This is a genomic window from Lysinibacillus sp. NPDC056220, assembly GCF_049315265.1.
Taxonomy (GTDB): Bacteria; Bacillota; Bacilli; order Bacillales_A; family Planococcaceae; genus Lysinibacillus; species Lysinibacillus pinottii.
In genome coordinates this window covers 244005-267219 of sequence record NZ_JBMOXD010000001.1, presented here as the reverse complement: position 1 = coordinate 267219, position 23215 = coordinate 244005, and the positions used below count along the sequence as shown (strand labels likewise).

25 protein-coding genes and 1 riboswitch are annotated in these 23215 nt (G+C 37.9%); of the genes, 13 read left to right on the top strand and 12 right to left on the bottom strand.

Annotation, left to right across the window (positions count from 1 at the left end):
* Positions 1-8 precede the first annotated feature (8 nt).
* Positions 9-1058, top strand: coding sequence for a DUF418 domain-containing protein (locus tag ACOZBY_RS01305; RefSeq protein ID WP_012293434.1), 1050 nt, complete (start codon positions 9-11; stop codon positions 1056-1058).
* A gap of 74 nt (positions 1059-1132) precedes the next feature.
* Here ACOZBY_RS01305 and ACOZBY_RS01300 read toward each other — a convergent pair whose 3' ends face one another.
* A complete protein-coding gene (locus ACOZBY_RS01300; RefSeq protein WP_036215043.1) occupies positions 1133-1606 on the bottom strand; it encodes a YbaK/EbsC family protein in 474 nt (157 codons plus the stop codon).
* Between the two features lie 213 nt (positions 1607-1819).
* Here ACOZBY_RS01300 and ACOZBY_RS01295 point away from each other — a divergent pair, with 213 nt between their 5' ends.
* The 3 genes from ACOZBY_RS01295 (at position 1820) to ACOZBY_RS01285 (ending at position 3876) form a co-directional block, all read left to right on the top strand.
* Complete coding sequence (locus ACOZBY_RS01295; protein ID WP_422761312.1) at positions 1820-2893, top strand: PstS family phosphate ABC transporter substrate-binding protein; 1074 nt, start codon at positions 1820-1822, stop codon at positions 2891-2893.
* Positions 2894-2998: 105 nt separating this feature from the next.
* Positions 2999-3095, top strand: a riboswitch (guanidine-I (ykkC/yxkD leader).
* A gap of 125 nt (positions 3096-3220) precedes the next feature.
* Positions 3221-3562, top strand: coding sequence for a DMT family transporter (locus ACOZBY_RS01290; RefSeq protein ID WP_031419133.1), 342 nt, complete (start codon positions 3221-3223; stop codon positions 3560-3562).
* Positions 3562-3876 (top strand): DMT family transporter, encoded by a 315-nt coding sequence (locus ACOZBY_RS01285; protein WP_012293440.1) that lies wholly within the window; start codon positions 3562-3564, stop codon positions 3874-3876. Before ACOZBY_RS01290 ends, ACOZBY_RS01285 begins: the two co-directional genes overlap by 1 nt.
* A 55-nt stretch (positions 3877-3931) precedes the next feature.
* Here ACOZBY_RS01285 and ACOZBY_RS01280 read toward each other — a convergent pair whose 3' ends face one another.
* The 4 genes from ACOZBY_RS01280 to ACOZBY_RS01265 all read right to left on the bottom strand — a co-directional run bounded on the left by ACOZBY_RS01280 (position 3932) and on the right by ACOZBY_RS01265 (position 7719).
* Complete coding sequence (locus tag ACOZBY_RS01280) at positions 3932-4810, bottom strand: glycine betaine ABC transporter substrate-binding protein (RefSeq protein WP_012293441.1); 879 nt, start codon at positions 4808-4810, stop codon at positions 3932-3934.
* 68 nt (positions 4811-4878) lie between these two features.
* Positions 4879-5733: an ABC transporter permease gene (locus ACOZBY_RS01275; RefSeq protein WP_008174570.1), complete on the bottom strand. Its 855-nt coding sequence runs from the start codon at positions 5731-5733 to the stop codon at positions 4879-4881.
* Positions 5726-6925 carry a quaternary amine ABC transporter ATP-binding protein gene (locus ACOZBY_RS01270; RefSeq protein ID WP_012293442.1) on the bottom strand — a complete coding sequence of 400 codons (1200 nt, stop codon included), beginning with the start codon at positions 6923-6925 and terminating at the stop codon, positions 5726-5728. Before ACOZBY_RS01270 ends, ACOZBY_RS01275 begins: the two co-directional genes overlap by 8 nt.
* A gap of 158 nt (positions 6926-7083) precedes the next feature.
* Positions 7084-7719: a TrkA C-terminal domain-containing protein gene (locus ACOZBY_RS01265; protein ID WP_031419135.1), complete on the bottom strand. Its 636-nt coding sequence runs from the start codon at positions 7717-7719 to the stop codon at positions 7084-7086.
* A gap of 270 nt (positions 7720-7989) precedes the next feature.
* On the opposite strand from ACOZBY_RS01265, the gene ACOZBY_RS01260 reads away from it, so the two are divergent.
* From ACOZBY_RS01260 to ACOZBY_RS01245, 4 genes are read left to right on the top strand one after another with little or no spacing between them, the layout of a single operon-like run.
* On the top strand, positions 7990-8721 hold the full coding sequence (locus tag ACOZBY_RS01260) for a GTP cyclohydrolase II (RefSeq protein WP_012293444.1): 732 nt from the start codon (positions 7990-7992) through the stop codon (positions 8719-8721).
* Positions 8722-8736: 15 nt separating this feature from the next.
* Complete coding sequence (ribD, locus tag ACOZBY_RS01255; protein ID WP_197223876.1) at positions 8737-9849, top strand: bifunctional diaminohydroxyphosphoribosylaminopyrimidine deaminase/5-amino-6-(5-phosphoribosylamino)uracil reductase RibD; 1113 nt, start codon at positions 8737-8739, stop codon at positions 9847-9849.
* Positions 9846-10931: an FAD-dependent monooxygenase gene (locus tag ACOZBY_RS01250; RefSeq protein WP_031419138.1), complete on the top strand. Its 1086-nt coding sequence runs from the start codon at positions 9846-9848 to the stop codon at positions 10929-10931. The genes ribD and ACOZBY_RS01250 overlap by 4 nt, the downstream gene beginning before the upstream one ends.
* 18 nt (positions 10932-10949) lie before the next feature.
* Complete coding sequence (locus ACOZBY_RS01245; protein WP_012293447.1) at positions 10950-11513, top strand: 5' nucleotidase, NT5C type; 564 nt, start codon at positions 10950-10952, stop codon at positions 11511-11513.
* A 223-nt stretch (positions 11514-11736) separates the two neighbouring features.
* Here the strand turns inward: ACOZBY_RS01245 and solA are convergent, their stop codons facing one another.
* The 4 genes from solA to ACOZBY_RS01225 all read right to left on the bottom strand — a co-directional run bounded on the left by solA (position 11737) and on the right by ACOZBY_RS01225 (position 16846).
* A complete protein-coding gene (gene solA / locus ACOZBY_RS01240) occupies positions 11737-12855 on the bottom strand; it encodes an N-methyl-L-tryptophan oxidase (protein ID WP_036161030.1) in 1119 nt (372 codons plus the stop codon).
* A 126-nt stretch (positions 12856-12981) separates the two neighbouring features.
* Positions 12982-14334: a uracil-xanthine permease family protein gene (locus ACOZBY_RS01235; protein ID WP_031419142.1), complete on the bottom strand. Its 1353-nt coding sequence runs from the start codon at positions 14332-14334 to the stop codon at positions 12982-12984.
* Positions 14335-14387: 53 nt separating this feature from the next.
* On the bottom strand, positions 14388-15755 hold the full coding sequence (guaD, locus tag ACOZBY_RS01230) for a guanine deaminase (RefSeq protein ID WP_012293449.1): 1368 nt from the start codon (positions 15753-15755) through the stop codon (positions 14388-14390).
* Positions 15756-15955: 200 nt separating this feature from the next.
* Positions 15956-16846 (bottom strand): LysR family transcriptional regulator, encoded by an 891-nt coding sequence (locus ACOZBY_RS01225; protein ID WP_031419143.1) that lies wholly within the window; start codon positions 16844-16846, stop codon positions 15956-15958.
* A 113-nt stretch (positions 16847-16959) separates the two neighbouring features.
* Here ACOZBY_RS01225 and ACOZBY_RS01220 point away from each other — a divergent pair, with 113 nt between their 5' ends.
* The 3 genes from ACOZBY_RS01220 to ACOZBY_RS01210 all read left to right on the top strand — a co-directional run bounded on the left by ACOZBY_RS01220 (position 16960) and on the right by ACOZBY_RS01210 (position 19599).
* The gene (locus ACOZBY_RS01220; protein ID WP_012293451.1) at positions 16960-18144 is read left to right on the top strand and encodes a YbfB/YjiJ family MFS transporter; all 1185 of its coding nucleotides are present in this window, start codon (positions 16960-16962) and stop codon (positions 18142-18144) included.
* Positions 18145-18330: 186 nt separating this feature from the next.
* A complete protein-coding gene (locus tag ACOZBY_RS01215; protein ID WP_012293452.1) occupies positions 18331-19071 on the top strand; it encodes a class I SAM-dependent methyltransferase in 741 nt (246 codons plus the stop codon).
* A gap of 12 nt (positions 19072-19083) precedes the next feature.
* Entirely contained in the window at positions 19084-19599 is a 516-nt protein-coding gene (locus ACOZBY_RS01210; protein WP_031419145.1) for a DUF6886 family protein, read from the top strand.
* Positions 19600-19644: 45 nt separating this feature from the next.
* Here the strand turns inward: ACOZBY_RS01210 and ACOZBY_RS01205 are convergent, their stop codons facing one another.
* On the bottom strand, positions 19645-20127 hold the full coding sequence (locus ACOZBY_RS01205; RefSeq protein ID WP_012293454.1) for an NUDIX hydrolase: 483 nt from the start codon (positions 20125-20127) through the stop codon (positions 19645-19647).
* A 200-nt stretch (positions 20128-20327) separates the two neighbouring features.
* Between ACOZBY_RS01205 and ACOZBY_RS01200 the strand changes: the two genes are divergently transcribed.
* Both ACOZBY_RS01200 and ACOZBY_RS01195 read left to right on the top strand, forming a co-directional pair.
* On the top strand, positions 20328-20771 hold the full coding sequence (locus ACOZBY_RS01200; protein ID WP_031419146.1) for a DUF523 domain-containing protein: 444 nt from the start codon (positions 20328-20330) through the stop codon (positions 20769-20771).
* Between the two features lie 313 nt (positions 20772-21084).
* Positions 21085-21843, top strand: coding sequence for a DUF4184 family protein (locus ACOZBY_RS01195; RefSeq protein ID WP_422761303.1), 759 nt, complete (start codon positions 21085-21087; stop codon positions 21841-21843).
* A gap of 61 nt (positions 21844-21904) precedes the next feature.
* Here ACOZBY_RS01195 and ACOZBY_RS01190 read toward each other — a convergent pair whose 3' ends face one another.
* Together ACOZBY_RS01190 and ACOZBY_RS01185 are read right to left on the bottom strand one after the other, a co-directional pair.
* Positions 21905-22450, bottom strand: coding sequence for a response regulator (locus ACOZBY_RS01190; RefSeq protein WP_422761301.1), 546 nt, complete (start codon positions 22448-22450; stop codon positions 21905-21907).
* Between the two features lie 46 nt (positions 22451-22496).
* The gene (locus ACOZBY_RS01185) at positions 22497-23198 is read right to left on the bottom strand and encodes an ABC transporter permease (RefSeq protein ID WP_422761299.1); all 702 of its coding nucleotides are present in this window, start codon (positions 23196-23198) and stop codon (positions 22497-22499) included.
* Between the last annotated feature and the right edge of the window lie 17 nt (positions 23199-23215).

Below are 23215 nucleotides of genomic sequence, written 5' to 3'. Positions count from 1 at the left end.
AGTTGAACATGAATCCATCCGTTACAAAAAAAGAACGAATTCTTTCCTTGGATATTATTCGAGGATTAGCTTTATTTGGCATTTTATTTATTAATGTAGGCGCCTATCAGGTCATTATAGAAGGCGGACCTATACCTGATTATAGTGGCATCAATGGAGTGATCGATTCACTTATTGATATTTTTATTGAAAAGAAATTCTTTTCAATCTTTTCCTTCCTATTCGGTGTTGGCTTTTATATTTTTGCTTCCCGGGCAGAAGCACGTGGGGATAAACCAAAATGGCGCTTTGCAAGACGTTTATTTGCATTATTGATAATCGGTATCATTCATATTTTCTTGTTTTGGGGTTCGATTTTAGCCATTTATGCAGTCATTGGATTTTTATTGCTACCATTTTACTCTGCGAAAATTTCAACAATTTGTAAATGGCTTTTTACAATCATCACACTTCATATTCTTGCTATATTAGGTCAAATGTATATGCCGACTCATGCTGTAATGTCCACTATTTCAGGACTTTTAGGCAATGATGCTATCGCTATATTCATCATGTTTTTAAGCGGATTTTTAGTAGCAAAAGCTGGTTGGATTGGTCATATTGGGGCACATATTCAAAAAATAAAATGGCTGCTTTTTGTTACAGGCCCATTCTTTATTGGTTTTTCATTGTGGATATGGTTTGCATCACAAGCAGATGACCAACAGCTACAATCTATTATTGGTTTAGGAGTAGTTCCGACAACATATTTTTATTTAGCTTGTTTATTTATAATTTTGGAAAATCGTCCTATTGTGAAAATGCTTCAGCCGATTGGACGAGTGGGACAAATGGCATTTACCAACTATTTAGCCCAAAGCTTTATTGGCACGGCAATTATCTCACTAATGGGCTTAGAAGTCGTTTCACCATCAGATATTGTAGTAATCGCATGTATTATTTTTGCCATTCAAATTATCTTTAGTATGATTTGGTTCAAATTCTTTTCAATTGGACCATTTGAAAAACTATGGCGCTATATGACATATGGTAAAAAGATTTCGACAAAGACATCGTAAAAGCTCTATAAATTAATAAGGGAAATAACAAAAATCGGTGAGACTGTTGAAAAGTCTTACCGATTTTTATTTGTCTAATCCTTCCAGCCCTTACAGACATCAATCCATTCTTCATACGGTGTATAGGTTTCTAGCTCGGAAATCGTGACCTCTATCGCAGAATTGCTACTACCACATGCAGGAAATACCGTTGTAAACCGTTTAAGGGATTCATCTAAATAAATAACAACTCCTTCATTAACGCCAAAGGGACAAACTCCACCGACATCGTGACCTATCATAGCTTCGACATTATCTTTACCTAGCATCTTTGCCTTTGTTCCAAAAACTGCTTTATATTTGGCATTATCGATTTTTGCATCTCCGGCTGCCACAATTAGTATAGCGCTATCATTGACAAGAAAGGATAAAGATTTTGCTATGCGGGCAGGCTCACAGCCAAGTGCCAGTGCTGCTAATTCAACGGTGGCAGAGCTCTCTTCTAATTCTTGTATTTTGTGTTCCACATGCCATTGGCCTAAATGATTCCGTGCTTTTTCTATTGCCATATGTACAATCCTCCTAATCCGTCCAGTTGTGCCTTGGCGAATTTTCCCCTACTAAATGTAGGATAACCACCAAAAGCTCTATCTTGTTTCAAGCAGATGTCGAATCAAGATAAATTTAATTTTAACATAATTTTCAGAATATAATGTTGCGAATATCTGCTTTATTTAGTACGATTAATTTGAAAGTGTAAAATTACACTGGAGGGTTGCGGCTTGATTAAATTCTTACAAATTGTGAGCGTTATGATTGGTTTATCAGTAGTGACATTAATGGTAGTACTTATTGTCATATTGAGTGGTCATATGCACTTTCTGCAACTAGTTTATACGGTTCCAGTTTGTGTATTTGTATTGTTTGTTTGTGGAATATTTAATTGGATGAATACAAAAAAGAAAAAGAGATGGGTAATGGGTGCATTGGGTGTGACAATAATATTTGCTTTAATTCCTCCTATTCAACATTATTATAAGCTGAGTATTCCTACTGTTGATGCAGAAATTGATATATCTGCTTATCAACCATTTACGCAGGACAATCAAGTGGTAAAGCCTGACGAAAAAGTCTCATTACAATTGACAGGGTCATTACCACGATTAGATGGAGCCACAGCTATGTATCCTTTATATGCAGCCTTTGTTGAGGCTACTTATCCTAAGGGAGACTATCTGCCATATAAGAGTAGGGTCCAAGTTAACCGTACACCAGAAGCCTATCAAAATTTAATAGCGGGAAATGTGGATTTAATTTTTGTGGCAGCACCATCTATTAAGCAAGAATGGCAAGCAGAAAAAGAAGGACTTACGTTTAATATGACACCGATTGGGCGAGAGGCATTTGTTTTTTTCGTCCATCATAAAAACAATGTGGATAATGTAACATTGGATCAGGTGAAGAAAATATATGCTGGTGAAATTACCAACTGGCGTGATGTTGGCGGTGAGGATGAAGCCATCCGTGCTTTCCAACGTCCAGCGGATAGCGGAAGCCAAACAGCATTAGAAAATTTAATGGGTAATAAGCCAATTATGGAGGCACCCTCTGAAAATATTGCCTCAGGAATGGGTGGAATTATCCATGAAGTATCTCAATATCGAAATTATAAAAATGCGATGGGCTTTACGTTTAGATACTATTCGACAGAGATGGTTCGTAATAAAAAAATCAAATTACTATCCATTGATGGTATAGCCCCAACTAAAGAGAACATTCGAAATGGGACCTATCCTTTAGTCTCTGAGTTTTATGCGGTCACTGCTGGGGGGAGAATGAAAATGTTCAAAAGCTAATCGATTGGATACTTACCGATGAAGGTCAAGCATTAGTAGCCAAAGTCGGTTATGTTCCAGTGGAAAAGTATTAAATAGTTTGCTATACTAAGGTTAATAAAATATTGTAAAGTTTTCTAGGGTTCCGTAGCAGATGCTAGTCTGGTCCGAGAGAAAACCACAAATTGATTTTGTGACACGGAAGGATAAAAGCCTGGGAGATACTGTTGAAGGACAGTTTCTTCTGGGCTTTTTTGTTTGGCTAAAATCAGGTGTTTTGGCGAAAGCTGAGGAAGGATAGTCATCAACAAGTGATTCGTCGTGTCTGATAAGATGGAGGGATTTTTTATGAATAAGCATTGGGTAAGTGTCATTATCGCTGCTTGCTTTGAAGTAGGCTGGGTCATTGGTTTAAAGCATGCTTCGGGTGTGTGGGAATGGATAGGCACTGTAATTGCAATCTATGTTAGTTTTTATTTACTAATTAAAGCGGGAGAGCACTTACCAGTTGGTACGGTATATGCGATTTTTGTAGGTTTGGGGACAGCCGGCACAGTATGCGCGGATAGTTTACTGTTTGGAGAGCCATGGAAGCTAGCAAAAATACTATGTATTGTTGTTTTATTGGCAGGGGTTGTAGGCTTAAAGCTTGTGACAGGAGAGCCGAAGGAAAAAGAGGTGACTGAATAATGGCATGGATGGCATTAATAATGGCAGGCCTATGTGAGATGATGGGTGTCTATATGATTAGTAAATATAATAACGAAAAGAATAAAAAAAACTTAGGATTATTAATATTTGCATTTACATTAAGCTTTGCAGGACTTGCGTATGCTATGGAAACCTTACCGATGGGTACTGCTTATGCAATTTGGACAGGAATTGGTGCGGCTGGAGGAGCCTTGCTAGGAATGTTCTTCTTTAATGAATCAAAGGATTGGAGAAGAATTGTTTGTATAGTGCTTGTTTTAGGAGCAGCCGTCATGTTGAAAATTTTGTCATAAAAGAAGCATAACAAATGCACTTCCCGTTGAAACAAAGGAAGTGCATTTGTTTACATTATTTTTTTACATCTTTTGTCCATTCAGCTACTTTTTCTGGATTTGCTTCAATCCATTCCTTAGCAGCGTCTTTTGGATCTTTACCATCCATAACTTCTAGCATAACGCTTTCTAAATCTTCAGCTGTCCAGTGAAAGTTGTCTAACACTGAATACACTTCTGGTAAATCCTCTTTTAACCCTTTACGAACAAAAGTATTGATTGTTTCTTCGCCACCGTAAACACCTTTTGGATCTTCTAAATATTTAAGATCATATTTAGCAAATTTCCAGTGTGGTGACCAACCCGTAACAATAATTTCTTCCTTATCTTTCAAAGCCTTAGCTAAAGAAGTAGTCATTGCACCAGACGAAGAAGTAACAAAATTCCAATCTGCTAAATTATCATATTCATTTAATGCTTTTTCTGTTGCTGCTGTTATACCAGCTCCAGGCTCAATACCAGTAATTGTTCGATCAGCTTCATCTGTTAAATCTTCAATAGAGTTTGCTTTCATATAGCTTGGTACAACTAAGCCGATTTTGGCGCCAGCAAGGTTTTCGCCAAGCTCATCTAATTTATCTTTATATTTTTCATACTGTGATTCATGTGTATGTGGTAACCATGCAGCGACCATGCCGTCTGCCTCGCCTTTAGAAACTGCTTCCCACATAATGGCATTATCCAAAGGAGTTAATGTCACATCATAGCCTAAATCTTCAAGGACTTGCCCCACTACATTTGTGGAGGCGATTTCAGTATCCCACTCTACATAGGCTAAGTTTACCTCCTTAGAATCACTATTTTTTCCAGAACCAGAGTCTTCTCCGCTACATGCAGCGAGCATGAAGCCTAAACCTAAGGCCATTCCTAATTTCGATAATGTTTTCAGTTTCATCTAATCTCCCTTTCTGTCCATCATTTATATCTATTAAACTGCCTTCTTGGCAAGAAAATAAACTAATTTTATAAGGCTTTCTTTTTATTAAAGCTTTGTGTTAAACGGTCAATAATAATGGCAAAAATAACTAAACCTAAACCTGCAACGAAACCATTCCCAACCTGTGTACGTTGAAGGGCTGTTAAGACCTCACGTCCTAAACCTGGAGCACCAATCATCGAGGCGATGACTACCATAGAAAGGGACAGCATGACAGTTTGGTTAATACCTGCCATAATCGTTGATTTAGCAAGTGGGATTTCTACTTTAAATAGTTTTTGACTAGCTGTACTACCGTAAGAGTCTGCGGCTTCCACTAATTCTTTAGGTACCTGACGAATACCAAGGTTTGTCATACGTACCGTTGGAGGTAAAGCAAAGATAACTGATGCGAAGACACCAGGTACAATTCCGATGCCGAAAAAGGCAACGGCTGGGATGAGGTAGACAAAGCCAGGCATTGTTTGCATGAAATCGAGTATTGGTTTAATAATACTTTCAGCGATTGTAGACTTCGACATTAGAATCCCAAGTGGAATACCAATGATGATGGAAATAATACTTGAAAAGATAACGAGCGTGGTTGTTTCCATCAGATTTGTCCAAAGACCTTGATTATAGATAAACAACAAGCCTATTAATGAAAATGAGGCAAGTCCGAATTTTTTACCAGTTGCATAAAAGGCAAAAACAACGACAAGTAATATTAAAATAATGGCTGGGATACTATTTAACAAATCAGTGACCTGATTCATGAGTAGTTTTCCAAATTGCTGAATCGAGTTAAAGAACGCTGAAAAATTACTCGTCAACCAGTCCATAGCTGATTCTACCCATGGAGCTAGTGGTATTGTTGGAATATTATCTAAAAAATTATTCATGTACATCCGCCTCCTCATCACTCGTTGAAAGTGCTTGGATGACAACGCCTCTAATCAGCACACCAAGCAAGCGACCATCTTTTACAACGGCAATAGGAGTAGGTGAATTATAAATCATCCCTAATATATCCTGTAATAGCATATCTGGTGGAACTGTTAACACTTCTGATTGCACAATGGAGTGAACGGTTTGCTCTTGCTTCTTTGCTGAAGCTAATGCGTCGTCTGCTGTAATAAAGCCTTGTAAATGTCGGTTTTTGTCGACCGCCATTAGTAAACTAACCGCTTCTTGTCGCATGCGTTTTAGCGCTACTTTAGGGCCATCTAAATCTACGTTGACATACACTGGTCGCACCATGACATTTTCAGCCGTCAATACTTTAGAACGGTCCACATCTTCCACGAATGTTTTGACATAATCATTTGCTGGGTTGGTTAATATTTCTTCGCCCGTACCAATCTGAATGATAGAGCCATCCTTCATAATAGCGATGCGATCCCCAATGCGTAATGCTTCATTCAAATCATGCGTGATAAATAAAATTGTTTTTTTGACCTTTTGTTGTAGATCAAGTAGCTCATCTTGCATTTCTTTTCGAATCAATGGATCTAATGCTGAAAAAGCTTCATCCATTAATAAAATTTCAGGATCATTGGCAAGAGCACGCGCTAATCCAACACGTTGCTGCATACCACCTGATAATTGACTTGGATACTGATCTTTGTAAGCGAGTAATCCAGCATTTTCAAGAGCCTGCTCTGCTTTTGCTTGGCGTTCTTCCTTTGAAATGCCTCGGATTTCAAGGCCATATTCGGTGTTTTGAAGTAATGTACGATGGGGGAATAAACCGAAGTTTTGGAAAACCATACTCATTTTATTTCTTCTTACAGTCCGTAAACTTTCTTTACCCATTTTAGAAATATTTTCTCCATCGATATATATATTTCCGCTCGTTGGTTCAATAAGGCGGTTTAAGAGCCGTATTAATGTAGATTTACCGCTTCCTGATAATCCCATGATAACGAAGATTTCTCCCTCGTTTACTGTAAAGCTGGCATCGTATACACCAACAGTTGCACCTGTTTCTTTTAAGATATCAGTCTTACTTTTTTGTTGCTTGACGAGTTCTAGTGCTTGGGGAATATGTTTGCCAAACACTTTCGATACGTGTTCTACTTTTAATTTTTCCATAGAAGCACTCCTTTCGTAGATTATTACTATATGAGGATAGTGATACCCAAAAATAAACAAGTAACAACCTTACTGTAACAAAGGGTTGTTACTTTTGTCAAACCGACCAATAAGAAAAAAACCGCTTAAACGCTGTGATATCAGCGCTTAAACGGTTTTTAATTGGGATATAAAAAGCCTTGTACTCTAGCGAAGCTTTCGTCATTTCCCACAAAATAAATAATGTCGCCTTCTTCGAATGATACATAAGGGCCAGGTGATAGTAATAATTCATTACCACGACGAATACCGACGATGGTACTTGATGTATTTTGCCAAAAATTTAAGGCTTGTACAGTTTGATGAATGCATGGACTTTCCGCAGTCATTTCTAATTGATAAGGGATAAATGGATTTACTGAACGGAAATGCTCCGTACGACTAATTAGCTGCTTTGCTTTGTCTTGTAAATTTATTAATTCATGCTGTTGCTTTTGAATACTTGTCAGAAGCTCACTTTGTATTTCATGAATCGATTGAACGTCATGAAACTGTCGGACAAAATGAGCTGCTTTTTCATACGACTTAATGATGACACCGCTACCTTTCGTTGCCTCTACAATTTCTAAGTCTTGTAAAACAGCGATTGCTCTTCTAGCAGTCTCAGCAGACACATTATATTGACTTGCAAGAGATGATCTAGCATATATTTTATCGCCGATGCGGTATTTTCTTTCGACGATCTTGGAGGCAAGGTCGATAGCAATTTGTTGATATTTTGGCTGCTTTAGTTGAACAGTTTTTTCTAAGTTCATTTTAAACTTCCTTTCGTCATTACAGGTACCACAGCTTATTATAGACTAGCCTGCACAGAAAAAATAGCATCTCCATAAGCTAGTAGTATATGATGAAAAAGTAATGCTAAAATTTTTGTATCTACTATTAAAAATAATAGGATAGTAGCCGTTGTTTGACACTTTTCAGTTATTATTATAAACTAAGTTACGTTATGTAAGTGGTGTGAAAATACATGTGCTCAGTTGGTGGTTTAACCAACTGTTTCCTATAGAAGGTTGGAGATTAATATGACAATTACTACTAAAATTATGGACATAGTGAAAGATAAAATGACAGTTATAAAGCACACGAATACAGAAAATATTTGCCTAGTTGGTCCTGTCAATTTGCCCGTTCAACAAGGTGACTTTTCTGCTACTTTTCAGTGGTATAACTGGCTTACAGTAGATGTGAATGTATCAAAAGAAGAAATCATTGATAGCTTAGCTACAGCCAATTTGGCTTTCTTACAGCAATCATCAGTTCTTGTATATGGTGATTTTACCCATTCAGAGGATGCTTTAATCCGCATGCATAGTATTTGTCACACTGGTGACATATTTGGCAGTCAGCGCTGTGATTGTGGCTATCAATTGCATGAATCTATGAAAATGATTGTAGAGCACGGCTGTGGAGCTATTTTTTATTTAGCCGATCATGAAGGGCGAGGCATTGGATTATTCTCGAAATCACTCGCTTATTTATTACAAGAAGAAGGGCTAGATACAGTAGAAGCAAACCATGCACTTGGCTTCCCTGACGATACTCGTTCATATGAAGAAGCACTTGCGGTATTAGCAACACTACGCGCAAAACCTGTGACACTTATTACAAATAATCCTAAAAAATTGGCTGCTTTACAGGCTCGTGGCTTGGCGGCAGAAGGGCATGTTCCTTTATGGGGTGGCTTAACGGAAACGAATCGTTTTTATTTGGAAACGAAGGTTGAAAAATCTGGACATTTACGAGAAAAACAATAAGTGGAGGTGGCGACCATGACTACTAAAGACGAAAAATACATGCAACTAGCTCTAGACCTAGCAGCTAGTGCAAAAGGTAATACAAACCCTAATCCACTTGTCGGGGCGGTAATTGTCAAAAATGACATTATTGTAGGCACTGGTTTACACAGAAAAGCAGGCGAACCACATGCAGAAGTTCATGCTTTTCGTATGGCTGGAGAACATGCACAGAATGCTACACTATACGTTACGCTTGAACCTTGTTCACATTTTGGTAAAACGCCTCCTTGTGCGAATCTAGTGAAGGATTCTGGCGTTAGTCGAGTTGTGGTTGCGATGCAAGACCCTAATCCTACTGTAGCAGGTCGTGGCATTCAATTGTTGCGTGATGCAGGTATAACAGTGGAGGTAGGTGTTTTGGAGCAACAAGCACGTCGTTTAAATGAACGCTTTATCCATAACATGCTCACTAAAAGACCGTTTATTATTTCAAAATTTGCGATGACTGTAGATGGGAAAATTGCTACGCATACAGGTCATTCTAAATGGGTAACAGGTAAGGCTGCACGTGAGGACGTCCACCGTATTCGCCATGAGGTAGATGGTATTCTAGTTGGTGTTGGTACAGTTATCGCTGACAATCCATCATTAACAACAAGATTAAGCGAGGGCTACGGAAAAAATCCAACACGTATCATTATGGATAGTCTATTACGTACACCACTAGATGCGAATGTGTTGAATACGGAAGAAGCCCCAACAATTCTTGTTTGCAGCAATGATGTTAGCCAAGAAAAGATCGATTTATTGATAAATAAAGGTCTCACAGTTTTACCGATAGAGAAGGACGAACGTGGGCTAAATATTGATGAAATGCTTGCAAGACTTTATGAGCATGGCATTACAGATATTTTGCTAGAGGGTGGTAGTAAAGTGAATGCTTCATTTTTACAGCGAGGTGCCATTGACAAATATGTGATTTATATAGCGCCAAAGGTTCTAGGAGGGAATTTATCATTAACCCCTTTTGCGGGCTCTAATCCCTCCTTAATGAATGAGGCATGGCAGGTTGAATTTGCCTCATTTGATAAGATAGGCGAGGATTTATGTATTATTGCTTATCCAAAGCAAGGTGAAGAAAATTGAACTATGAAGCGGATGTTTGTATAGTAGGGGCTGGACCAGCAGGTGCACTTTTATCTTATTTACTGGTCAAAAAAGGGCTATCTGTCATCCTACTAGAACAAAATGCGGATCTTGGAAAGTCTTTTCGTGGTGAACATTTAAATGAAGAAGGCGAGGCTGTTTTAAAAAGTCATCAACTTTTCGAAGCAGTCGAGTCGCTTGGCTTATTACGCATGGAAAAGCTAGAATATTACGCAGATGGTAAGGCCTTTAAAACCATTTTTCCTAATGACATAGTAGGTCATCTAGGAATTCATGTTCCTCAAGCTAATTTATTAAAGGGGATTTTAGAAAAAGCGCTGCTATTTTCTCATTTTACTTGTCTGCTACATACGAAGGTAACGGAGCTTATCCAGGACGCGTCGGGTTATTATAAAGGCGTAATCGCCATAAAAGATGGAACAACCATAAAGGTCGATAGCCAATTAATAATTGGTGCTGATGGACGCTATTCAACGATTCGTAAGGCGGCACATATTGATGTTCAAAAACAAAAACATGGCTTTGACTTGCTATGGGCTAAAATTCCTGCACCTTCAGGCTGGGAGCCTTCTATTAAAATGGCATTAATTGGAGATAAGCAATTATCATTGTTCACGCAAGTTGGTGGCTTTATTCAAATTGGATGGAATATTGAACAAGGGAGCTATCCACAGCTTCGAAAACAATCATTTACACCTTTTATCCAACAGCTTACGATGCAATTCCCTGCATTATCTGAGCCTGTAAAGGAGCACATTCGGTCTTGGAAAGATTTTGTGCTGTTAGATGTTTTCAGCTGTCATTGTAACTGTTGGGGCACGAAGGGTCTTGTGCTTTTAGGCGATGCGGTTCATACGATGACACCAACAGGAGCATTTGGCTTGAACAGTGCGCTAAAAGATGCGGATTGTTTGGCATCTCTATTAAATAAAGATTCATTAGCTCATTTTAATGTTCAAGATTTTCAGCATATGCGAGAGCAAGCTATTGAGGATGTTTTAGCAGTACAAATAGAGAGAGAACAAACTTTTTCTGCTCATTTTCTAAATAGAGCATCATGAAAGGATGTAACACATCTAATGAAATTTGGTTTTGACATTGATGATACACTGATAGATTTACGGGCACATGCCTTTGCCATTTACAATAAAAAAATGGGGAAAAATATTCCGATTGATATTTTTCATACGCTAAAAAGAGTAGAAATTCATGAGCCTTTTGGTTTATCAGATGCAGAGGGCGCAGCGATGTGGAGTAGTTCATTAGAAGAGATTTATTTTACGAACTGTCCTTCTTTTGAAGGGTCATTAAAAATGTTGCAAGCTTTAGCTTATCATGGTCATGATATTTACTACATTACCTCTCGGCCTAAGCAATTTTGTAAGCAAACAAAAGAATGGATGGAAGCACAGGGGTTTCCGATAAAAGAGGGCCATTTTTTCTGTGGGATGCAAGATGCCGAGAAGGTAGCGATTATAAAAGAGCTTGCTTTAGATGTTTATGTAGATGATAAACCAGCAGTACTGGAGACACTTCACAATATACAAACAAAAGTAATTTTAAAAAATCAATCTTATAATCAGCATGTTGAGTTACCAAGATTGCATCATTGGCAGGATTTTTTAGCACTGATTGAAGCGTAAGATTTTTAATATGGTTGAACCCCAAATTATAGTGATTGATAAAGTTACATGTTTGGGGTTCTTTTTAGGTTAATAAAAATAAAATATTAAATTGATAGAGAATGAAATAAAGTAACGTCGCTTATTTCCACAATTGGAATTGCCGCCTTACGTTCCACTCTGCTTTTATGATGAAGCATCCATTTAATGCCGGCTATTGATTGTTTTCTACATGTATTCAAAACTAATAAAATCGATTAAGCTGGAAGCGTGTTAAATCCTGCTTGCATTTACCATGTAATGTTAATTCTGCGAGAGCTTCTCCAACGGCACTGCTAAATTTAAAGCCATGACCTGAAAAACCTGCCGCAATTATCATATTTGGATGAGTAGGTAAGAAATCGATGATGAAATCTTCGTCTGGCGTCATGGAATATTTGCACGTTTTCCCGTATTTTAATGCTCCATGCTGAGGCATAAATTGCTGAATGAAATGTTGTAAATCTGCACGATCATGGTCATCGAATGGATGAAGAGGTTTATTTGGATTTATTTCTTCGCCGCCATCATGTCGACCTAGCTTTAGTCCTGCACCATCAATGCTTGGGAAGCCATAGTAAGAGGAATCAGCGAATTCAAAGCAATAGGCTGGAAAGACCTCATTACTATAAAGCTGTTCATCCGCTTCAAACCATGCAAAGGTTTTTCGCGTTGGTGTAACAGGAAGGGCGATGTCCAGCGTTTGAAGTAGCTCAGTTGCCCATGCCCCAGCAGTGACAATTAAATGCTTTGCCTCATAGACTTGATTGGCCGTTTGAACTTGCACAATTTCTCCCGCTTGGATGCCAACAACTTTTTCTTTTATCTGTAAGCGTGCCCCAGCTTGCAAGGCTAGCTTTTTATAGGCTCTAATACATGCTTCAACTCGAAGGACCCCAGCTGTCGGCTCAAAGCATGCTACCAAATTGGCTGGTAAAGATAATCCAGGCCACTTGTTCATGGCTTCAGCTGCTGAATAGTGTTCGAGTGCTAATTCATGAAGGGTAGCGCTGGCTTTTACGTTTTGAATAAAGCTGCAAGTTGGCTCTCCGATATTTACTACCCCAGTTTGTAAAAATAAGTTCTCATCTGCTAAAGATTCGAGCTCCTGCCATAGCTCCCCAGCTCGTTTAACGAAAGGTACATAGCTAGCTCCCTCACCATAGGCAAATCGAATAATTCTTGTCTCTCCATGATGGCTCCCTTCCTCATGAGGGGGATCAAAAGCATCCAGCATTAAAACACTTTTCCCAGACTTTGCTAAATAATAACCTGCCGCCATCCCCATAGAGCCTGCTCCAACTATAATGACATCATATACCATAATAATCCCTACTTTTTTGCTCAAGTATAACAGATTGTTAGAAAATGAAACAGAAATTTTTGAAAAATTAAATATGCACAACCCCCACTTCCAATGTAAAAAGAGGGTTGTGCATGAATTGGTTGATTATTTTGAGCGTGGTAATAGTTTATTGAGGACAATGGCTACAATTGCAGCTGTGGCAATTGGTGAGCCCAATAAATATTGAACAGTTGTCGGTAATGAATACAAGAAATCATCTGGCAATAATGTCAACGCTAACGTTAAAATGACTGGAATAGCAATCACATACATTTCCTTTTCGCCAATAGGTTCATTTTTCATTACCTGCAGACCACTAATAGCAATGATGCCGCATACAATGACAAACACTCCTCCAATGACAGCCGAGGGAATCGCTGAAATGAGTGCGGCTAATTTACCAGAGAAACCAAAAACTATAAACCAAATACCCGCAGCAATAAATACGCGACGACTAGCAATTCCTGTAATGGAGATAACCCCTGCATTTGTAGAGTAACCAGTTACAGGTGTAGAACCTAGTAAAGAAGCAATAAAACAGCCAATCCCTTCACCAACAACACCGCGATTAATTTGCTTATCCGTTAAAGGTTTGTCGATGACATTACTAATGGCAAACCATGTGCCAGTTGTTTCCGCCATTAAGACAATATAGATAATGACCATTGTAATAATGGCGGAAATATTAAAGCTAAAGCTGAAATCCGCGAATGGAATTTGTGGCATACTAAACCATTTTGCTTGTGATACAGCTGATAAATCTAAAACTCCCATCATATTTGCAGCAACACTACCGACTATTAAAGCAATAATAACGGAGCCAATACGGAATAGGCGACCCTTTTGATGGAAGACTGTACCAAACATTACACAAATGATTAGGACAACTGCTGAAATTAACGCTAAATAAATATTTTGTTCAATGGATGCACCTGCCCCATTAAAAATATTATCGCTTAAACCGACAGGCATTAAGGATAAACCAACAACAAAAATAATTGTTCCCCCTACAATGGGCGGAATAAATGTCTGTACAATTTTATTGAAGATACCTGTGTAACCTAAAATAATCACTAAAATGGCCCCAATTAAGCTTGCACCTAATATTGTGCTCCAACCTAAATCACCACTGCCACTTGCAGCGTAAATACCAACGATGGCTCCTAACGGAACATAGGAAGGACCTTGTGCCATCGGTAATTTCATACAGAAATGTGTTTGTATAATAGTTGCAAGTCCAGCAGCAATAAAGGTTGATTGGATTAATGCACTGGCTTGACCAGTTTGTAAGCCAATTAACATGGCGATTAAAAATGGGACAACGTAAACATCCATTGCCATGACATGCTGTAAACCTAGTAGCGCTGATTGACCAATCGAGACTTTTTCATCTGGAAGTACGGTTAATTGTGTTGTTTTTTTCGTTGTATTAGTTAGTTGGCTATGTTGCGTTTCCACGAAGATGTGCACCTCATATGAATAAATTTTTAATATAGACAGTTAGTAAATCATTAGTCCCTTGAATGAACTTTATTTCCTTGGACCCAAACCTCACGAATATTCTCTGGACGAACAAGATACATTATTTTTTGGAAAATATCGTGTAATGCTTCTTGGCTATCGAAAATTGGAAGCTTTGCAGAATGGATCTTTGTATCAATGATTTGTACATCCCATGTATAATTTTCCTGTAAACGGCCAATTGGAAGACTTAAGCTTTCCCCGCCACCAGCTGTCGCTAGATAAAAGGCTTCATTAATCGTAATACGTGAATTTGGAACACCACGTTTGTTGGCTACAATTGCTGTATCTACACCATCTTCAAGCATTCTCGATGACATGACTGCCTGTCTTGCATTATCGAAAAGGCTAGGGGAAAATCCACCTGATATATCTGAACCTAATCCAATATCAACACCAAGTGCATGGAAGCGGGCAATAGGAATAACGCTATTTGCAAAATAGGCATTAGAAATCGGGCAATGACCGATAGCTGTGCCTGTCTCAGCAAATAAACGTGCATCATCATCGCTTAGGAAATTACAATGGGCCATAACAGATTTTTCGCCTAATAAACCAAAATCATGGAGAGCCTCAGCATCATTTTTATGGAATCTTTCCTTGACGTAGCCATGTTCCCAGTCGCTTTCGCTACAGTGAGATTGGATATGTGTATTGTATTTTGCTGCTAATTCCCCTAAGCCCTTTAAAGCATTGTCGGTACAGCTTGGAATGAAGCGAGGAGTGACAACTGGGTATACACCTTGCTTAGTTGTCTTTGCTAAATCTTTAACAGCTAAAATGAATGCTTCTGTATCAGCAAGCGCTGTTTGTGTAGTAGCATCTCGATAAAAATGAGGATTTTGTTCAGGGTCATCCATCACCACTTTTCCGACTAATCCTCGTTGCCCCTTTTCAGCACAAATTTTTGCTAAAAGAATACTAGCCTCTTTATGAACTGTCGCGAAATATAAGGATGTTGTTGTGCCGTTAGCAAGGAGTGTGCTCACTAAATCTTCGTAGACCTCTTGGGCAAATGCTAAATCCGAAAATTTTGATTCGATAGGGAATGTATATGTGTTCAGCCAATCATAAAGTGGTATGTCTAAAGCTGTACCAGATTGCGCCCATTGTGGTGCATGTACATGCAAGTCGACAAATCCTGGTAAGAAATATTGACCTTCATCTAATTGATGAAAATGTTTATGGTGTTGGTATGTAGTTAATAGTTGTTGGTAATCAGCATGTTCAGGAGAGACTGTTTTTTCAATCATGCCATCTGCATTAATGAAAAATAAATAATCTTTTAAAATCTGAACTTCAGTAGCAGATGTACTAGTAAAAGCCGTTCCTTTAAAAATTTGCGTATATTCAGCCATAAAAACCACCTTAATGTTCGTTTATTGATAATAACACGGATTATTATAGGCTATTTAAACTATTAAGTCTATAAAAAAACGAATAATAATATGGAGTGGTAAGAAGAGAGATCAAGTCTTAGCCTACATTTTTAGAGCTTTTACGGACGCTGAAGGATACAAAAAAAGGCACTCTTTTTTGATGCTAGAGTGCTTTTTCTTTAAGAAATCGTTTCATTAATGATATGAAGAAAGTGATTAAAAGAAGCTGAATGGTGTTGTTCATTTTTTCGTGTACAAAGATAAATTGGACGCTGAATGTCAATCTCTTTAATAAACACTCGTGCTATTTGTTCCTGTTGGATAAAGCTGGATGCAGCAATAGATGGAGCTAGCATCGTCCCAAAACCAGCTGCAATAGCATGAATCGACTCATTGATTCCATCTAGCTGTAGTCCTACTTTAGGTGGGGGAATCTTATATACTTTACATAATGCATTTAAGTATTCCTTTGTGGAACTACCGTCTTCTCTTGTGACAAAGGGCTGTTGCATGAGTTCTGAAAGAGAAACCGTTTGCCCAGCTAATGAATGATTGTATGGCACAATAAACCAATAATCTAGATTCATCAGAAATTGATAATGAATATCAGGGTGATGACCATCTTCTTTAACAATAAAGGCTAAATCTGCTTTATAATGGAGTAACTCTTCTATTACTTGCTGTGAATTAGCTGTTTTTAAATGAATATGGGTAGTTGGGTAGACTTGTTTAAAATGAGCCAATAATTTAGGTAATAAAAAATGAGAGGGTACATGTGTGGAAGCAATTTGTAATTCCTCATGGCCTGTACTTTTTAACTGTTGTACTTTATTTTCGATATCTATTTCTAAATCAAATAAGCGCTGTGCTTGCTTATATAAAAAGGTGCCGCTTTGAGTTAATGTAATACCTCTACCTTTTGATTCTAGCAATGTTAAACCTAGTTCTTTTTCTAAATTTCGAATTTGAATGGTTACAGCGGGCTGACTAATCATAAGGGCCTGCGCAGCTTTGGAAACACTATTGAGTTCGGCTACCTTTGTAAATAACCGCAGTGCATGTAGATTCATGATAGACACACCTTTTATAAATTATTTTTATGCTTTTATATACATTATATATTAGATTTATTAATTTTTGCTCGGTATCCTTTTAATTACAATAGGGGAAAAGGGGGGACACTATGAATCGCCAACATATGGGGATTGTTTTCGGAGGAATTTTATTACTCGTCATCGCTATGGGGATTAGTCGATTTGCTTTTACGCCGATCCTACCGTTTATGCGACAGGATGTAGGATTTTCTTTAGAAGTTGCTGGGTTTTTAGCTTCAAGTAATTATATTGGCTATTTCATTGGGGCACTATGGGCGGGCTTTATTCATCGTCAGCGTAAACAAATTTTAATGGCAAGTGTTATTTTTAATGTCCTATCAGTTGGATTAATGGGCTTGATTGAGGTGTATAGTATATGGTTAATTCTTCGATTAATCGCTGGTATTACAGGTGGACTCATTTTTGTTCTAACGTCTAGTATTGTCATGGATTATTTGGCGAAACACTCACTATCCCGATGGTCGGGCTATGTATTTAGTGGTATAGGGCTAGGGATTGCCATTTCAGGTATATGCGTTCCTCTTATTGAAGAGAGACTTGCATGGCAAGGAACATGGGTAGGACTAGGCATACTATCAATTGTTTTTTTACTGATTACTACCATTTTATGGAGAGGTTTAGAGGTTCAGGATACTTTAAAAGGAGCAAAATCTTCGAATACGAAAATGACAAAGGGCTTTATGCCATGGCTTATCCTGTCCTATGGACTTGAGGGACTTGGGTATATTATCACGGGTACATTTTTAGTTGATATTATTCACAATATTCCTTCTCTCCAAGCATACTCCTCGTATAGCTGGGTCGTTGTAGGATTAGCCGCCATCCCATCAGCACCTGTGTGGACGATCTTATTAGAGAAGTTTTCAGCGATAAAAATTTTGTTTGTGGCATACATACTTCAAGTAATAGGCATCTTGTTACCTGTATTTTCACAAACCGTATGGAGTGTATTGCTAGCATCATTTTTATTCGGTCTAACCTTTGTAGGTATTGTGACACTGACTACATCCTATGCACGACAACTTTTTCCTACACAGAGTGGATTTGTTGTATCATTACTAACAACGTTTTATGCGTTTGGACAAATAATTGGACCGATTGTCGCCGGACAGTTGGTCGATATTTATAATAGCTATAAGGCTGCACTAGTCTTTGCGGGTATCATCGTCTTTTTGGCGTTACTAGTGATGTTAGTGGGAAGATGGCTAACCATTAAAAAGGAAACAGTTGCTGAACATACCATTTCTATATAAAGCATAAAAGCCAGAAATCCTATATTGATTTCTGGCTTTAGTCATTTACTTAAAGAAGGCGTGCCTCTATCTACATGATATTAAAAAAATAAAAAAAAGTCTATAATTTTTTTTCTTTATATGAAAAAATAGACAAGTGCACAAGGGACGTAACGTTACGATTTAACATTGAAATGAGGTATTTTCATGAATACAGAGCAAGCCATTGAACGTTGGAATCAATATGCGGAAAGGTATACGGCTAATTATTATGAGTATGGTGATATTCATCACGAAGTACTATTAAACCCTACTATCTTTTCTTTACTGGAAGAGGTGGATGGAAAGCATATATTAGATGCGGGGTGTGGCGAAGGATATTTAAGTAGAATACTAGTGAAAAAAGGGGCTATCGTAACGGCTGTTGATTTTTCACAAAAAATGCTAGACATTGCTATGGAAAGAACACCGCAGCAGTTGCCGGTCCAATTTTTTCATGGTAATTGTGAAAATTTAGCCTTCTTAGCAGACAACCAATTTGATCGTATCGTTTCGAATATGGTTCTTCAAGATTTAGAGGATTATCGTGCTACAATACGTGAGATGTATCGCCTTTTAAAGCCGAATAGTACTTTTATTTTTTCAATATTGCATCCATGCTTTGTTACACCAAATAGTGGATGGATTAGACATGAGCAGCTGGAGCAACAGTATTGGAAGGTACAACGTTACTTTTATGAAGGCGTATATCAACAACTAGCTGCTGACCCACCTATTGTATTGTTTCATCGCACATTAACAAGCTATGTGGAAGCGATTACGGAAGCTGGCTTTCATATAGAAAAAATTGTAGAGCCTAGACCGTCACAAGAGATGCTAGAGAAGTATCCTCAATTTGAGGAAGATTTGCATTGTGCTGATTTTATTGTATTTAAGTTGAAAAAATAAGGAGCAGAGTCCGTGAGATTATTTCATGTTAGCGAAGACCCTACGATAACGATTTTCCATCCTCGTATACCTGAGCGACCAGATTTAGATGCAAGCAAAGGTCTTGTATGGGCAATTAACGAGAGATGCTTGCCTAATTATTTAACTCCCAGAGATTGTCCGCGTGTTTGTTTTCATGCTGGGAGTCAAACTACAGAGCAGGACAGACAGCATTATCTCGCAATAGCTCCTCATGTAGTAGTGATTGAAAGCAAGTGGTTAGAGGTATTGAAAAATACAAGACTGTACCTATATGAATTTGAGAGAAAAGGGTTTACGTTACAAGATGAAAATGCTGGCTATTTGGTTAGCGAAACAGCTCAAATTCCTATTGCGTTATTTGAAATCGAGGATATATGTAGTGCATTGCTAGAACGTAATGTCGAATTGAGAGCAGTAGATAGTCTATGGGATATCCATGATGAAATACAGCATACAACGTTATGTTGGTCAATGTGTCGAATGCGATTAGCCCAGACAAGACCATAAGAACAAGCCTCGTCATGTACTTTTTACAATGACGAGGCTTATTTATTATATTTTAGATGTTTGTTCAATGGGTGTTGAAGAGATATTGACTAATTTTTTGTCTTGATAAGTAAAGATGTATTCGTAGTTTGTTGGTTCATTAAGCATTGTAGGCAAATAATACTTTAAATCCGCAATGCCTACATTTTCAGGGTGGAAAATCCAAGAAAGCTCCTTCCAATCAAGAATGCCCTCTGCAACCTTTATCGGTGTAATATATGTAAATGAATCAGGAATCTCTGCTATAAACGCATACATACAGCCATAATCAATGACCCCATCGGTCCATGTTATTTTACCTTTATAAGTAATATCCTCAACCGTAATACCTGTCTCTTCTTTAATTTCTCGTAGGGCACCAGCTAAAGGTGTTTCATTTTGTTCAATTTTACCACCTACACCATTCCATGCGCCCATCCAAGTTGGATAATCTCTATTAAGTAATAGGATGTGCTCCCCTTTTTTTAGAAAACAAATCGTAAATTCCACGAAAATCTACTCCTTCTTCTTTATTTTAAAATTCCCTATCAATTTCTTAGAAAGTTAAATCGATGGTTAATCCCTATTTTAGAACAGCTTTGATAAGTATTGTATCAGAGAAAATGCTAGGTCACTTAGTCATTTTCCAGGAACGCATGTTAAAATGATGTTATTCATACAGACGATCATCATGGAGGGAGAGGGAGGCAGTGATTTTAATAAGTGCTTGTTTAGCAGGATTAAATGTTCGTTATAACGGTACGAACTGTCTAGATGATAGTGTACAAAAGCTAGTGTTAGAGAAAAAGGCTGTCACCGTTTGTCCAGAGCTGATGGGAGGATTTTCAACACCTCGTGAGCCTGCTGAAATTGTGGGCGGAAATGGAGAAGATGTTCTTGATGGCAAAGCTACCGTTATTGAAAGGTCTGGCCGTGATGTCACAGAGCTGTATCTGAAGGGAGCGTATGCGACCTTACAGAAAGCGCTAGAGGTGGGGGCGACTCAGGTCGTCTTAAAGGAAAATAGCCCATCCTGCGGTAGTGCAGCGATTTATAATGGCGAGTTTAACGGGACTAAAATAGTTGGGGAAGGCGTAACCACTGCCTTACTTCGAAAAAATAATATTGTCGTGCTATCGGAAGAAAATATTTAGTGAAGTATGGTTCCTCCAGAAATCGATAAAAGGAGCCCCTAATGAGTAGGGGCCAAGCGTAAATATCAATATTCATATTTTTAATGGCATGGCATTGCTGCTACCAGTTGAATAGGTTTTACATACATTTGGGGCTCGTATCAATACTTCTTTTTCCATAGTAATCCTCCTTTTAATATATTTTCATTAGTGTTATATGTGATGATTAGTAGGTCCTTATGAAATTATTAATAAATTCATACAGTCGGAGTAACCTTTTCAACTAAAAAACGTTGTAATAATCTGAAAGATGTCATAAAAGGAGATGGAAGTTTTGCCATTAACATTTGCTCATCCAGCGGCGGTCCTACCTTTTTCTCGGAAAAGTAAATATATTCATTTTTCTGCCTTGGTATTAGGTAGTATGGCTCCAGATTTCGAATACTTTTTAAGGGGACGGCCAATAGGGGAGATTGGTCATACATTTACAGGGTTCTTTTTATTCAATCTTCCACTCGTTCTAGTAATCTACTTGATTTATCAACGGTTTATCCATCAGCCAATCATGAGCCATTTACCAGAATTTTTACAGGATTTTAATAGCTATCAAAAGGCAGGGACTAAAACTTGGAAAATCATTGTTTTTAGTTATTCAGCATTACTAGGTATGCTAACCCATGTCATATGGGATTCATTTACACATCAAAATGGGCTTATGGTGACCAATCTTCGTTTTCTTTCTCAAACATTTACTTTATTTGGCTTTCCAATTCCCATATATAAATTTTTACAACATGGAAGTACATTGTTAGGCATTTCGCTTATTTTGGGATATATGTATTACAGGGCATCTTTGATTAAACATAAAAAAGTGTCGGCCGTATCTCCTCAGAAAAAAATTACTTTTTGGAGTGTACTAGCACTATTAACGTTTGTTTATGTAAGTCTTTGGCAGTTAATCAATGGCATTCCTTTAAGCAGCTATGGAGTATGGGTTGTCCGTATCATCGATTCATTTTTTGGTAGCGTACTTACCCTTTCATTCTGTTTAGCATATCGGAAAAGTACGATGAACGATAAAAAGACTACCTAAAATGGGAGTCTTTTACGAGATAGGGAGTGTGAGAATAAAGGTAGTACCTTCCCTGTGCTTGCTATGAAATGGAACCATGGTGTTCCTTCATAATAGACAAATAGATAGCCCCTAGCCCCGCTCCTTCGTTTTTAATAGCGGACTCTCTTTCGGGCTGGCGACCTCTAAAATAACGTTCGAAAATAAAGGGCATTTCTTCCGGAAGCATATAGAGTGTTTGATACTCGATATAAATAGTAATAGTTATAGTATCTCCAGTGGAGGTATGCTTTAGGGCATTGGTAATTGCCACTAGCTCACTTAGTGAAAATGGTTTAGTCATATAATCATCCGCACCGAATCCTTGTCCCAATACTTTATCGGTAACACTCCTTCTAGCACTCAAAATGAGTATCGCCACATTACTATGTTCACGGATTTTACGGCATATGTCGATCCCATCACAATTGGGTAGAGAAAGATCAAGGATTACGAAATCTGGAGCGGACTCTTGCAAATAAAGGATAGCTTCATGGGCAGCTCTTACAATATGTGAATGGAACTGATGAACGCTTAAGTAATCCTTTATAATATTGGCAATATCATTTTCGTCCTCCACAATTAGCATATTGATGTTCTTTATGAAATTATCTCTCCTTCATAAAAAGTGAGAATCATTTTCTTCTTCGGTTAACGAGGAAGAAAAATAAAGTAATGATAAGGGACGCGTAAATGATTATCCAAGCATAGTGCCAGTAAAATACGTTAGGGACTACTTCAAGTTGATCACCTACACTCATTATTTCTAGTGAAAAATGAACAGGTGGTAGTAGCCACAGGAGACTAGCTTGTATATTATTTTTTAAAGTAGCGATAACGACAGAAATAATTAGGATACTTATGACACCCCACCAAGTATTTTGCTTATTTTTTACAAGTTCTCTTGTGAACAAGGCAGTGAGTGCAATAGCAAGAATCGATAAACTAAAGTGTGACAAGAAACCTAATACTATATGTAATGGTTTGGGTGTTTCGAAAAACGCATCAATTAGAATCGGATAGAAGACAGAAACGCAGCTTAAGCTAAAAGCAATTAAACCACAAATAATGAAAACTCCCATATTGTAATGTGTTGGACTTTTGGCATGAAGAGTAGTAATCATCTTTTGTCCCTCATCCTCTGCATGAAATAACGTAACAGTAAACCAGCCCATTAAAAAGAATAGAATAAGTGATGTAAATGAATAGCTATCTAATATAGGATTAGGAACAAAGGTATAGTTAACGACAAGACATAGGATAAAAATAGTAAAAGGTGGTACGTATTGATAGGTTCTTAAATAATTGATCAATTGATAGCGCAATAAACTGCCCATCCTTTTCAATACCTCCT

Coding starts and splice junctions, on each gene's coding strand:
- ribD (WP_197223876.1), top strand. CDS start 8,737: ATGACTACTAAAGACGAAAAATACATGCAACTAGCTCTAGACCTAGCA.
- ACOZBY_RS01190 (WP_422761301.1), bottom strand. CDS start 22,450: ATGCTAATTGTGGAGGACGAAAATGATATTGCCAATATTATAAAGGAT.
- ACOZBY_RS01275 (WP_008174570.1), bottom strand. CDS start 5,733: ATGAATAATTTTTTAGATAATATTCCAACAATACCACTAGCTCCATGG.
- ACOZBY_RS01265 (WP_031419135.1), bottom strand. CDS start 7,719: ATGAACTTAGAAAAAACTGTTCAACTAAAGCAGCCAAAATATCAACAA.
- solA (WP_036161030.1), bottom strand. CDS start 12,855: ATGGTATATGATGTCATTATAGTTGGAGCAGGCTCTATGGGGATGGCG.
- ACOZBY_RS01220 (WP_012293451.1), top strand. CDS start 16,960: ATGAATCGCCAACATATGGGGATTGTTTTCGGAGGAATTTTATTACTC.
- ACOZBY_RS01285 (WP_012293440.1), top strand. CDS start 3,562: ATGGCATGGATGGCATTAATAATGGCAGGCCTATGTGAGATGATGGGT.
- ACOZBY_RS01280 (WP_012293441.1), bottom strand. CDS start 4,810: ATGAAACTGAAAACATTATCGAAATTAGGAATGGCCTTAGGTTTAGGC.
- ACOZBY_RS01270 (WP_012293442.1), bottom strand. CDS start 6,925: ATGGAAAAATTAAAAGTAGAACACGTATCGAAAGTGTTTGGCAAACAT.
- ACOZBY_RS01185 (WP_422761299.1), bottom strand. CDS start 23,198: ATGGGCAGTTTATTGCGCTATCAATTGATCAATTATTTAAGAACCTAT.
- ACOZBY_RS01300 (WP_036215043.1), bottom strand. CDS start 1,606: ATGGCAATAGAAAAAGCACGGAATCATTTAGGCCAATGGCATGTGGAA.
- ACOZBY_RS01290 (WP_031419133.1), top strand. CDS start 3,221: ATGAATAAGCATTGGGTAAGTGTCATTATCGCTGCTTGCTTTGAAGTA.
- ACOZBY_RS01305 (WP_012293434.1), top strand. CDS start 9: ATGAATCCATCCGTTACAAAAAAAGAACGAATTCTTTCCTTGGATATT.
- ACOZBY_RS01215 (WP_012293452.1), top strand. CDS start 18,331: ATGAATACAGAGCAAGCCATTGAACGTTGGAATCAATATGCGGAAAGG.
- ACOZBY_RS01225 (WP_031419143.1), bottom strand. CDS start 16,846: ATGAATCTACATGCACTGCGGTTATTTACAAAGGTAGCCGAACTCAAT.
- guaD (WP_012293449.1), bottom strand. CDS start 15,755: ATGGCTGAATATACGCAAATTTTTAAAGGAACGGCTTTTACTAGTACA.
- ACOZBY_RS01245 (WP_012293447.1), top strand. CDS start 10,950: ATGAAATTTGGTTTTGACATTGATGATACACTGATAGATTTACGGGCA.
- ACOZBY_RS01260 (WP_012293444.1), top strand. CDS start 7,990: ATGACAATTACTACTAAAATTATGGACATAGTGAAAGATAAAATGACA.